Here is a 12,761-nt window from a genome sequence, read left to right on the forward strand (position 1 = left end):
AATCCTGTGTCTGATCGTTCATATCCATCTGCTTTTGGTCAGTTGATTCTGACTAAAACTCCGCTAGATATGCCATCAAACAATAATGAGAATTAATATCAATAGATTTAGTTGCATTGTAGTAAACTAATTAAGCAAAGTAAACGATTTGACCCTCATCCATTCACATGGCAACATTAAAAAATTAATTTTTACGGAATAAATATGTCTTCTCTGAGCAAACCGTCTTCTCGCGGTCGCCCACGTACCATCACCCATGAACGCATCATGAATGCTGGGATTGAGATCGGTTTATTGAACCTTACATTTGTTGGCGTTGCAGCTGCACTTGGGGTCAGTCATATGGCGTTATACAAACATATTGCCAGTTTAGAAGACCTCAAATATTTGATTGCAGAAGAAATTTTTATTCGTTGGGAAATACCGCAGCCTTTAGAAAAAAATCCGATTCCATTAAAACAATATCTGTTTGAATTTATGCATTCAATTCGGGAACTGGTGAAGTCCAACCCTGGTTTTACCCCCTATTTAATTCGTCGCATGGCATCTACACCTTCGATGATTGCCAAAATTGAAAAACATCATCATCAAGTTGCTGCGGCTTATTCTCTTTCTGAAAAGCAGGCAGGCTGGTTAAATGCAACCATTGCATTTCACTGTATCGCGGTTGCAGATACGATTTATTCTGTGGCGGGTAAAGAACCGATTAAAGACACACAACGTGCCGCTGAAGAAGCAGAAATGGAGGCGGAATTTATCCAGAGTATGGAAGCATTAATCATTGGGGCACTAACCATGATCAATCAAAGAGATGATTTAAAATAACCAGATATAAGACTTTATAGATTCAGGCTGTCTTTAACAGCTGATTCGCTAAGATCATTGTGCAATGGCTAAGCTACAAATTAAATTTTCCCTAAATTAAAAAAATCAGTCTTGAATGGGCAAGACTGATTAGGGTCTGTAGACATTTCATAAATGGCTTGCGTTGTAGGTTAAAATTGAGCAGGCAAGGCATGAAATGAAATGAAATGAAATGAAATGAAATGAAGAGAATAGCGAGACTATTTTCGAGTTTCATAACGAAGGCTGAGATAATTTTAACCACAACCCTGAGCAAGAACAAAGCACTGCTTTGTTTGCAGCGCAAGGCGCAGCTGGGGGACTAGCGTGTTTTTTGACGCTACGTCGTTACGAACTACTTATTTAGAATGACTAAATTTCGTATTTCGCACCTAGTATCGCCTAAAAAACACACGTAGTCGCAAACGTAGACGAATTGTCTACAGACCCTATTAAAAAGTATAAAGCATGATGAAAAGAACGTATTTATGCGGATAAATCTACACATAGATATTTCATTTCGAGATATTCATCAATACCAAATTTAGAACCTTCACGCCCTAAACCAGATTGTTTAATTCCACCAAATGGCGCAACTTCATTTGAAATAGCACCAGTATTAATACCAACCATGCCATATTCCAATGCTTCACCTACACGCCATTGACGTGCTGAACTCTGTGTAAATACATAAGTCGCCAGTCCAAACTCCGTATCATTTGCCATTGCCACAGCTTGTTCTTCATTGCTAAAACGAAATAATGCAGCCAAAGGACCGAAGGTTTCTTGCTTTGCAACGTGCATGTCTTGAGTCACCTCAGTTAACACCGTCGGCTCAAAGAAAGTTCCGCCTAAACTTGAACGTTTTCCGCCAATTTTAATCTGTGCCCCTTTGCTGATTGCATCTGCAATATGTGATTGCACTTTAGCAACAGCATCTTCATCAATTAAAGGGCCTTGAGTTGAGCCTTCTTGACGACCATCGCCAACTTGTAAGTTCGCCACAGCAGCCGTCAATTTTTCAGCCAATGCATCGTAAATACCACCTTGTACATAGATACGATTCGCGCAAACACAGGTCTGACCACTATTGCGGAATTTACTCAGCATAATGCCTTGTACGGCTTGTTCCAGATTGGCATCATCAAAAACCAGTACTGGTGCGTTGCCACCAAGCTCCAGTGATAATTTTTTGATTGTTGGCGCACACTGTTGCATTAAAATACGGCCCACTTGAGTTGAACCCGTAAAACTCAACTTTTTAACAGTATCACTTTCACACAGTGTTTTACCAACTTCAATTGCATCACCACTGATATGAAGCAATACATCTTGTGGCAAACCCGCTTGCACTGCCAAGACTTCTAAAGCATACGCCGTTAATGGCGTTTGCTCCGCAGGCTTAACCAGCATCGAACAACCCGCAGCAATGGCAGGCGCAGCTTTACGGGTAATCATCGCCGCAGGGAAATTCCATGGCGTAATCGCAGCTGTTACCCCAATCGCTTGCTTAATAACCAGCAAACGCTGATTTGGCTGTGTTGGGGTCAGTACCTCACCATCAATACGACGCGCCTGTTCGGCAAACCAGCGAATAAATGATGCCGCATAAGTAATTTCACCACGTGCTTCCAACAAAGGCTTACCTTGCTCTGCGGTCAAAATTTGTGCGAGTTGCTCCTGATTTTGCAAAATCAAGTTGTACCATGCCCACAACACATCCGCACGCTGCAAGGCTGTTTTTGCTTTCCACATTCTTTGTGCAGCTTGTGAACGGATAATTGCTTGTTCGACCGCCTGACGATCATATGCTTTCACCCATGCTAATGGCACATGAGTTGCAGCATCACTCACTTCGATGTAACCACCATTTAACGGTTGTTCAAAGTGAATATCTGCATGCTGTAATAAATATTTCAAATGATCTTGAAGCATTTCAATCTCCCATTTCTTATGATGCAACCAGTTATGCTGCAACCAGCGTTGCAAACCCTTGTTTTAAAATAGCGAGACCATCTTTGAATTGCGCTGTTGGAATTGTTAATGGGTATAAGAAACGAATGACATTACCATTGCGGCCACAAGTTAAAATCAGTAAGCCATTTTCCATTGCATGCGTCTGTATAGCTTTTGCTTGTTCAGCTGTTTCTAGTTCAATTGCAACCATTGAACCCAAAGCGCGAATATCGGTAACAATGCTGGTGGTGGCCTTAATTGTATTTAATACTGAAACCAACTCAGCACCCAATACATTGGCGCGATCACATAGATTTTCACTTTCAATAACATCAATAACTGCATGTGCTGCAGCAACCGCAATTGGACTGCCCGCATAAGTACCGCCTAACCCGCCAGGATTCGGTGCATCCATCACATCAGCACGACCAACTACACCTGAGATAGGGAAACCACCACCTAAGCTTTTTGCCATAGTGATGAGGTCAGCTTTAGTTTCATAGTAATTCATAGCAAATAATTTGCCTGTGCGTGCAAAACCAGACTGAACCTCATCTGCGATCAGCAAAATACCATGCAAGTCACATAGTGCACGTAAACGCGTTAAGAATTCCGCTGGGGCCACATTGAAGCCACCTTCCCCTTGCACAGGTTCAAGTACAATTGCAGCCACATCATGTGCAGCAATATCTTCAGCAAAAATATCTTCAATGCTTTGAATTGCGTCATCAATCGTAATGCCTTTCGACGCCACTGGATAACGCGCATGGAAAACGCCTCCAGGCATCACACCGAAATCACGTTTATAAGGTGCTGTTTTACCTGTCATTGCCATGGTCATAAATGAGCGACCATGGAATCCATTTCCAAAAGTTACAATACCGTGGCGACGTGTATATGAACGGGCAATTTTTACTGCATTTTCTACAGCTTCTGCGCCCGTAGAAAAGAATGAAGTTTTTGCAGGACCATCTATCGGGGCGCGTTGATTAATACGCTCGGCAAGAGATACATAACTTTCATAAGGTACAACTTGATATGCTGTATGGGTAAATTTTGTTAATTGTTCAGTAACAGCAGCAATAATTTTAGGATGACGATGACCTGTGTTTAGTACCGCAATTCCACCAGCAAAATCGATAAATTGATTGCCTTCAAGATCCCAAATTGTCGCATTTTCTGCTTTCTCCGCATACCATTGACACATGACACCAACTCCTCGAGGTGTTGCCTGCTGTTTACGCGTATTCAAAGCAGAGTGTTTACTGTCCATTTTATATCCTCAATCTTGATTCATACATGATAAAATTTCAGCATCCATATCACCCAATTGATGATATGCAAATGACATGTTGATTTGTCTTATTGTGCGCTTTTATGGGTATGAAACGAGAGCCACTTTAATTAAGTGCGAGAGAGCCAATGTATACACTTGCTCTATTTTTTAAAAAATTAAAATTCAATAAATACGGATAAATCTTAGCTTTAAAATTAGCTGATAAAAAAATGGCACCTTTTAAAAGGTGCCATTGTTTAAGTTATGCGAAAAAACTAAAAACTATAAATAAACAGTAAATTAAGGAGTTTACTCTGCCCCGATGCATCGCCCTTTGCTAGAGAATTGGCATCACCACCAATAAATACATCATTTTTCCCCACGATATATTCTGCTGCTAACGAAAATTGCTTTATGTCCATATGTGCACCGAGGATTTGCCGGGTTGATGTGGCAAAATCTGACTTATTTTTATCAAACACGGTATAGCTATAATAAGGGGTAATATCATAATCTCTATAAAAATCATTGATATGATAATCAATATTCGCTACATAGTAGTTGCTTTTGTTGGCAACAAAATATTTAGATTCAAATGAACCAACCGTTGTATAATCTGTAGCGTTTAATGACTTGGTATCACTACGATTCTGCCCAGCGGTCAAGGTTAAATTCGCCTTTTGGTAATTTAAGCGACCAAAAACATTCCATGCATGACGATGACCCGTTTGCCCATTACTATTATTTTCCAAATCCGAATACCAATACGATCCCCCTACATTGAATTGAACAGGATAATCATCGAACTGAATTTTCTGATTAATCCGTGCAACCCACATATTTTTTTCTTCGATATTCTCTGTCGTTGTATTTTCAGGCTCAACATAATTGGCTGCATAACGCGCTGAATCTCCACCACCTCCTGCAAAACTTCCACCATCACGAGCAAAATAAGCCAAGTCCAAAACAGTATTGGTGCTGAGTTGCTGCTGCCAATTGATTCCTAAATTATGCACATCTTCTAAACCGGCATTGTCCAATAAACTCCCGTACCAACTACTGGTCCAGAAACGACCTATACCAAAAGGCATATCCTGTAGTCCAAGCCTAATCCTGCTCGTATCACTTAACTTATAACCAAGATTGGCATTGACCAAAGTTGAAAAATCACACAAGGTATCATTTTGATAGCAGCGATATTCCACGCCACCAAACAAGGTCTTGGCATCATATTTTAAATCGAGTTTCGCAGCGTTAAACTTTAATTTATGGTCACTGTCCGAATAATCTTTATCTTGGTAATTCGCACGTACCCACCCTGACACCGTCAGTTTCCCCAATGCCGTATCAGCATTTCCCCAAGAAAGATCCTCAGCATAAATAGCCGTAGATACCGTCATTACGCTGAGCAGCGTAACCAACAAAATCAATTTTACTGGAATATCAGGCCTTAGACTCCACTTCTGGCAGTTCAGCATACCTCTCTTTTTGCTAAATTGATCTTCGCTAAGTGCATCAAAATATGCAGATGGCTGAAGATCATTATTCCAAGTAATTGCCCCTTGTTGCTTATGTGTAAAATCGCTCACTATCTTGTTCATTATATGATCCTATTTTTGTATGTAGACGCATTTCCTCGCGACTGCAAAAAACTAAAAATGATGTAGCCTTGTTGATATTTACGATTCCCTAAGTTTTAGCAGCACAATCTGAGCTAAAAAATAAGCTTGATTTTTTTGCTTGGGCTTTTAGTCAGATCTGTGTATATTTTTTTCTGCCATTTACGGGTTGCTATTTTTCAGCCAGAGATGAAGCAATTTTTTAACAATCATGGTCTGACTAGATCATTTTGCACGTGTTGACAGTGTGCCCACGAGAGCCATTTTCAATTTGTAGGAGAGAGCCAATTGCGTAGCTTGCTTGGAGATTATTTACTACAACGATTGCAGCAAGATATCGATGGAACCTTGCAGTTACGGCTATTTCGCTGCTCACGCAATGCCATAATTGATGGTGTATTGGCACCTAAAACCCGTTTACCTGCATCGCGTGACTTGGCAAAAGAAATTAAAGTTTCTCGCAATACCGTGTTAAGCGCGTATGAACAATTACAAGCACAAGGTTATGTAAATGCCCGTACTGGACAAGGGACTTGGGTCGCAGACGAATTACCTGAATCTTTTTTAGTTAAAGCAGAAAATCCCCATCAGCCCATTCAAGAAAAAAAATCTCAGCAAAGTTACAGCTTATCTCAACGTGGTTCTTACTTAATCGGCTATTCCGCTGCATCACCCTATCAATGGGGGGCATTTGTACCAGGCGAACCTGATGTAACAGAATTTCCGCATCATATTTTTAGCCGAATTCAGACCCGTTTAAGCCGTGAACCAGAAATTAATCAATTAATTTATAGCAATGCTGGTGGCAGTTTGGAGCTACGTCAGGAACTCGCGGAATACCTCAAAATTGCGCGTTCAGTTCAATGTGATGCAGACCAAATCATCATTACCGAAGGTACCCACCAAGCTATTGATTTAGTTTCGCGGACCTTGACTGATATCGGTGATGAAGTTTGGATCGAAGACCCGGCTTATTGGGGAGCCCGCAATATTCTACGCATTAATGGGGTTAATCTACGTTCACTGCCAGTTGACCAAGATGGGATTATTCCAGACCTTCATCCTCAATACCCGCCTAAGCTGATCTTCGTTACGCCATCTCACCAGTATCCATTGGGTTCACATCTAAGTCTTGAACGCAGAAAACAGCTGATCGCGTTTGCACGTCAACATCAATGCTGGATTGTTGAAGATGATTATGACAGTGAGTTCAGATTTTCAGGACAACCCTATCCCTCTTTACAAGGCTTAGAACCAGATTCACCCGTCATTTACATGGGAACATTCAGTAAAACCATTTATCCAGCGCTACGTATTGGTTATTTGGTCGTGCCCAAAAAACTGTTTTCACCATTACGCATCGTCTCAGCAGAGCTCTATCGAGGTGGACATCTAATCGATCAAAAAGTATTGGCTGAGTTTATTCGTGAGGGGCATTATGGCGCACATATTCGACGTATGCGTTTACTTTATAGCAAACGCCATGCATTTTTAATTGATTTAATTTACCGTCATTTAGGTCAAGATTTCCTACATGAATACAATACAGCAGCAGGTTTACACCTTATTTTAAAATTACCAAGTCACAGTGATGATGTCTTGATTGCATCGAACGCGCTTGATCAAGGGGTAAAAGTCAGAGCACTGTCACAATACTATACAAAACAATACTCTACTCAACAGAAAGGTCTATTGCTCGGTTTCGCCTGTGTTAATGAACAAGCCATTTTTGTCGCTTTCGGTATTTTACTGAAATGCTTACGTGATGTTGGTATTCCGACGCTCAATCATTAAAAAATCAGAGATCCATTAAAATTTCATTTTAAAGTTTAACTTCATTTTTACCCGCTTTAAAACCTCAACACAACCATAGAATATTGTTCATTTTATTGAGCAACTTGATTTTTCTGTACATTTTTTTCCTCGCCCTTTTCACATTTTTAAAATAATTGGCTCCTTTGAATAGATAAAAAGTGGCTCTCGTCACCTGATAACAAAAAAGCCAAATTAATCGAATACATAAAAAGTATGTAAACAGTTTAGTCGCCAAAGGGTAATCCTTCCCCTGTTTACAAAATATGCGATTGAGCAAAGTTAACCTCATCTTCATTCAGTGCTTAATCATTTAGCTGCATTTCAAAGGATAGATCATTAAAAAATAGCATAGCGCTCAACTGCAATTATATGCTTGATATTAAGGGAAATAATATGACTGGAAATCAATCTGCTTCCAAGCTAGATTCGCCACAAGGCTTAAAAAATGGACTTAAATCCCGCCACCTCACTATGATTTCGATTGCCGGTGTTATTGGCGGTGCATTATTTGTTGGCTCTGGAAATGTGATCTACGATGCAGGACCAGCTGCAATCCTTGCCTACACTTTCGGCGGATTATTGGTTCTACTGATCATGCGTATGCTGGGTGAAATGGCAGTACTGAATCCTGACAGTGGCTCATTTTCAACTTACGCAGACCGTGCCATTGGTCGTTGGGCTGGATTTTCGATTGGCTGGCTGTATTGGTCCTTTTGGACTTTACTGATGGGATGGGAAGCCTTTGTTGCAGGCAAAATTCTCAATAACTGGTTTCCATTTATTCCCATTTGGGGCTATATGCTCCTTGTTATTGTAAGTTTAGTTTGGATTAATTTACGCGATGTTAAAAACTATGGCGAATTTGAGTTTTGGTTTGCCTTAATCAAAGTCATTGCCATTATTCTATTCTTGGTGATCGGAAGTTTAGCCATCTTGCATATATGGCCTTGGGGCGATGCCGCAATGGTCGGTGGTGTTACGTATTTAACAGCTGAAGGGTTTATGCCAAATGGCTTTTCTTCAGTCATTACTGCCTTGCTCGGTGTAATGTTTGCCTATATGGGCGCAGAAATTGTGACTGTTGCAGCCGCTGAAACCAAAAATCCAGCCAAAGAAATCCGTAAAGCATCCAACTCAATCGTATGGCGGATCATTTTATTTTATGTCGGCTCAATGTTGATTACTGTTTGCTTAATTCCACATAACAACCCTTTATTAAAAGATCCAACTTGGGGGACATACAGTGTAACCCTAACAGCACTGGGTATTCCTGAAGCACGTCATATTGTCAATTTTGTGGTGTTAACCTCAGTATGTAGTTGCTTTAACTCGGCGCTTTACACCTGTTCTCGCATGGTATATTCGCTTTCTAAACGAGGAGATGCACCGAAGAGCTTTGCATTGACCAATCGTAATAACAGCCCATGGATTGGCGTCATTTTTTCGAGTCTGTTTTCATTCGTTGCCGTTTATTTTACCGCGACTGAAAGTATGAATATTTATGATGTACTCATGCTGACAACAGGTACAGTATCCCTCTATGTATATCTCGCAATTGCTTTTTCACAATTAAAGTTACGTAAAAAACTCGAAGCCGAAGGTGAACATATTCCATTTAAAATGTGGTTATTTCCTTGGCTGACCTATCTGGTGATTGTCTTTATTATTGGTGCATTAATTACAATGGTTATTGAAGGAACTTATTTTAAAGAAGTTGCATATACCAGTGTACTGGCCTTACTTATCGTAGGTCTTGGGATTTGTGCACAAAAGTTTAATTGGGGCGCTCATCAAGCATCAGAGAATAAGGCTTCACAAAGCAACGTTAAGCTCAGTGATAATAACTCTTAATACAACAGCAGAAATCAGCTTAAACCGATCTGTGAACAACATTCATATTTGTTCACAGATCATTTTCATTATTTGCTTGCTGACTCAATATTGGCATTCAATAAAGACACACTCAATTTACTAGGGATGCACAATAATTTTAACCGCAGATTCGTTGTTATGAATCAAGGTTTCAAAGCCTTGCGAAACCAAATCATCTAAAGCAATTCTTTGGGTAATAAAAGGTTCTAAATTAATTTTACCTTGCTCAACCAAGCGAATGGTTTCTTGATGATCATTGACATAGGCAATCGTGCCGCGAATATCCAGCTCTTTCATCACCACACTATGCACATTAATCGTTGCAGGATGACTCCAGATTGAGACTATCACCACCACACCGGTCGGTTTCATGGCTGCCACCAGTGTATCCATGACCTTATTGACACTACTGCATTCAAAAGCCACATCCACTCCACGGTCTTGGGTAATTTTCATTACTTCAGCCACAACATCCACTTGAGACGGATCTAGCACATAGTCGGCAACACCTGCTTCTAAGGCTTTTTCTTTACGTTTTGCACTGAGCTCGGTAATGATGACTGTTAAGCCTTTGGCCTTTAAAATTGCAGACAATAACAATCCAATCGGGCCCGCTCCACCAACCAAGGCAATATCACCTGACTGTGCTCCACTTCTTACAAAAGCATGATGTCCGACAGATAAAGGTTCAATCAATGCGGCTTGATCCAAGGGAATTTGGTCAGAAATGGGATGTACCCAACGGCGTTGTACCGCAATTTTTTCAGATAGCCCACCACCGCGACCACCTAGACCAATAAAATTCATATTTTTTGACAAGTGATAATTGTCATGTGGTCCAGTCGGAACATCATCAGCAATGATATAAGGCTCAACCACAACATGTTGCCCCACCTGAATATCATCCACGCCATCCCCTACAGCGTACACCACACCTGAAAACTCATGCCCCATGGTCACGGGTGCAGCTTCACCCGAAATCGGGTGCGGATGACCACACGGAGGAATAAAAATTGGACCATCGATAAATTCATGTAAATCTGTGCCACAAATACCACACCATGCGACTTGGATTCCAACAGTTCCTGGTTGTACCTGTGGTTCTGGAATATCCTCAATACGGATATCCCCTTTATCATAAAAACGAGCTGCTTTCATTGATGCATTCCTCATTCCAGTATTAACGATAAACCATTCCGCCATCGGTCAAAATTGACTGTCCAGTAATATAATCAGCATCCTCACTGGCTAGAAAAGCAACCAATGCGGCAACATCATTTGGGGTTTCGGCACGTCCTAAAGCAATTCCATCCACATATTTCTGATAAGTTTCACCAACGGGTGTACCAGTGATATCAGCAAAACGTTGATCTATCTCCACCCACATATCTGTACCGACTACACCGGGACAGTAACTATTTACCGTGATACCAGCACTGGCATATTCTTTTGCTGCAGTTTGAGTTAAGGCACGAACGGCAAATTTAGTGGCTGAATAGACACCAAGCAAGGCAAAACCTTCATGCCCAGCAATCGAACATGCATTGATGATTTTGCCAGAATGTTGGCGCTGTTTAAATTTATCAGCAGCGGCCTGAATCCCCCACAGCACACCACCTACATTGATATTCATAATCCGATTAAATTCATCTGGACTCACCTCCGCCAAGGCTTGGACTTGGGCAATCCCTGCATTATTAATAATGATATCAAAGCCATTTAATGTCGATTCTGCATGATCAATCGCACTGCTGATTTGTACAGGATCAGCAACATCTGCAATAAATGTGGTGGCTTTTACCCCAAATGCTTGAATCTCTTGCTGAACAGCAGTTAACTTTTCTTGGTGAAGATCAACCAAGGCAATATGTACGCCCTCTTGTGCCAAGCGTAAAGCAATACCGCGTCCTATGCCCTGTGCGGCACCTGTAATTAATGCGACTTTATTGTTTAGACCTCTAGGCATGTTGCGACTCCTTAAATATGGATTGCACGTTGCATTGCCGATAAAACCGACTCATGCATCGCCTCAGATAACGTAGGATGTGGGAAAATCACCTGTGCTAGGCTTTCATCAGTGGCTTCTAAATATTTAGCGATGGCAAAGCCCTGAATATGTTCAGTGACCTCATGACCCACCATGTGTGCCCCCAACAATTCCCCTGTTTCTTGATTAAAAATAGTTTTTACAAATCCTGTGGTCTCGCCTAAAGCCAAAGCTTTACCATTAGCTTGTAAAGGGAATTTACCTACATTGATTGTAAAACCTGCTGCTTTGGCTTTTTGCTCGCTTAGCCCAATACTTGCCACCTGCGGATGGGTAAAAATACACCCTGGAATTTGGCTACGATCTAAAGCATGTACATGCGTCAGCCCAGCAATTTTCTCCACACATAAAATTGCTTCATGACTGGCTTTATGTGCCAAGCATGGCGCACCTGCGACATCACCAATGGCATACACTCCAACCACATTGGTCTTACACCACGGATCAACTTTGATAAAACCATGCTCAAACTCAATACCCAATCTTTCTAAACCCAGATTTTGAGTGTTGGGTTGCACACCGATTGCAGAAAGGACCTTTTCAACAGTGATGGTTTGTAGACCGGTTGCAGTTTCAACATGACAATGCACTTGGTCTTTGTCGATTTCGATGTTTTGTACAGCCGCTTCAGTCAAAACCGTCATGCCATGCTGTTCAAATTGCTTTTGCACATATTTGGCAACTTCAAGGTCTTCACTGGGTAGGATCTGTTTGGCAATATCAACCAAGGTGACTTGGCAACCTAAGTCCTGATATAAACTGGCAAACTCGCTGCCAATGGCCCCTGAACCAATCACCAGAAGTGATTTCGGCAATTGTTCTGGGATTAAGGCCTCTTTATAACTCCATACATGCTGTCCATCGACAGGAACATGCGCTAAATTGGCGGCTCTAGCACCCGTTGCCACAATAATATGCGGTGCAGAAATCTGTTGTTTTTGACCCTTTGTATCAGTCAATTCTAAGCGTTCTTTCGCGATAAATTGAGCGCTTGCATTAAAAACAGTAACTTGATTCTTTTTCAGTAATTGGCCAATCCCTTGTACCAACTGTTCAGACACCTGACGGCTATGACGTACCAGTTGTTGGATATCAAAATCAATCGCGCCCAAAGAAAAACCAAACTGTTGTGAATGTTTAAATTGCTGTGCAAGTGCCGCGCCACTCAATAAAGCTTTGGTTGGAATACAGCCCCAATTCAGGCAAATGCCACCCAAATGCTGTTTTTCAACAATGGCGGTTTTTAAGCCCAGTTGGGCTGCACGAATCGCAGCCACATAGCCTCCTGGACCAGCGCCTATCACAATAAGATCAAATTGTGTGTCTGACATGC

General features: G+C 41.3%; 9 protein-coding genes. 3 read left to right on the plus strand and 6 right to left on the minus strand.

Going from position 1 to position 12,761, the window contains the following annotated elements:
* Positions 1 to 204: 204 nt before the first annotated feature.
* Positions 205 to 825: a TetR/AcrR family transcriptional regulator gene (locus ACZ5QH_RS17170; protein WP_004823413.1), complete on the plus strand. Its 621-nt coding sequence runs from the start codon at positions 205 to 207 to the stop codon at positions 823 to 825.
* Positions 826 to 1,329: 504 nt separating this feature from the next.
* Here ACZ5QH_RS17170 and ACZ5QH_RS17175 read toward each other — a convergent pair.
* The 3 genes from ACZ5QH_RS17175 to ACZ5QH_RS17185 all read right to left on the minus strand — a co-directional run bounded on the left by ACZ5QH_RS17175 (position 1,330) and on the right by ACZ5QH_RS17185 (position 5,676).
* Positions 1,330 to 2,778, minus strand: coding sequence for an NAD-dependent succinate-semialdehyde dehydrogenase (locus ACZ5QH_RS17175; RefSeq protein WP_303576370.1), 1,449 nt, complete (start codon positions 2,776 to 2,778; stop codon positions 1,330 to 1,332).
* A 31-nt stretch (positions 2,779 to 2,809) separates the two neighbouring features.
* Positions 2,810 to 4,072 carry a 4-aminobutyrate--2-oxoglutarate transaminase gene (gene gabT / locus ACZ5QH_RS17180; protein ID WP_239045123.1) on the minus strand — a complete coding sequence of 421 codons (1,263 nt, stop codon included), beginning with the start codon at positions 4,070 to 4,072 and terminating at the stop codon, positions 2,810 to 2,812.
* Positions 4,073 to 4,350: 278 nt separating this feature from the next.
* The gene (locus ACZ5QH_RS17185; RefSeq protein WP_239045122.1) at positions 4,351 to 5,676 is read right to left on the minus strand and encodes a hypothetical protein; all 1,326 of its coding nucleotides are present in this window, start codon (positions 5,674 to 5,676) and stop codon (positions 4,351 to 4,353) included.
* A gap of 306 nt (positions 5,677 to 5,982) precedes the next feature.
* Here ACZ5QH_RS17185 and pdxR point away from each other — a divergent pair, with 306 nt between their 5' ends.
* Both pdxR and ACZ5QH_RS17195 read left to right on the plus strand, forming a co-directional pair.
* Positions 5,983 to 7,488 carry a MocR-like pyridoxine biosynthesis transcription factor PdxR gene (gene pdxR, locus ACZ5QH_RS17190; RefSeq protein WP_303576371.1) on the plus strand — a complete coding sequence of 502 codons (1,506 nt, stop codon included), beginning with the start codon at positions 5,983 to 5,985 and terminating at the stop codon, positions 7,486 to 7,488.
* Between the two features lie 414 nt (positions 7,489 to 7,902).
* Positions 7,903 to 9,360, plus strand: coding sequence for an amino acid permease (locus ACZ5QH_RS17195; protein WP_244013705.1), 1,458 nt, complete (start codon positions 7,903 to 7,905; stop codon positions 9,358 to 9,360).
* 120 nt (positions 9,361 to 9,480) lie between these two features.
* Here ACZ5QH_RS17195 and ACZ5QH_RS17200 read toward each other — a convergent pair whose 3' ends face one another.
* The 3 genes from ACZ5QH_RS17200 to lpdA are packed head-to-tail and all read right to left on the minus strand — an operon-like array spanning position 9,481 to position 12,759.
* Positions 9,481 to 10,539, minus strand: a complete 1,059-nt coding sequence (locus ACZ5QH_RS17200) for a 2,3-butanediol dehydrogenase (RefSeq protein WP_056513081.1) — start codon at positions 10,537 to 10,539, stop codon at positions 9,481 to 9,483.
* A 22-nt stretch (positions 10,540 to 10,561) separates the two neighbouring features.
* Positions 10,562 to 11,347: an acetoin reductase gene (locus tag ACZ5QH_RS17205; protein WP_096734883.1), complete on the minus strand. Its 786-nt coding sequence runs from the start codon at positions 11,345 to 11,347 to the stop codon at positions 10,562 to 10,564.
* Positions 11,348 to 11,358: 11 nt separating this feature from the next.
* Entirely contained in the window at positions 11,359 to 12,759 is a 1,401-nt protein-coding gene (lpdA, locus tag ACZ5QH_RS17210) for a dihydrolipoyl dehydrogenase (RefSeq protein WP_270383565.1), read from the minus strand.
* Between the last annotated feature and the right edge of the window lie 2 nt (positions 12,760 to 12,761).

The organism is Acinetobacter sp. Ac8 (assembly GCF_055392545.1).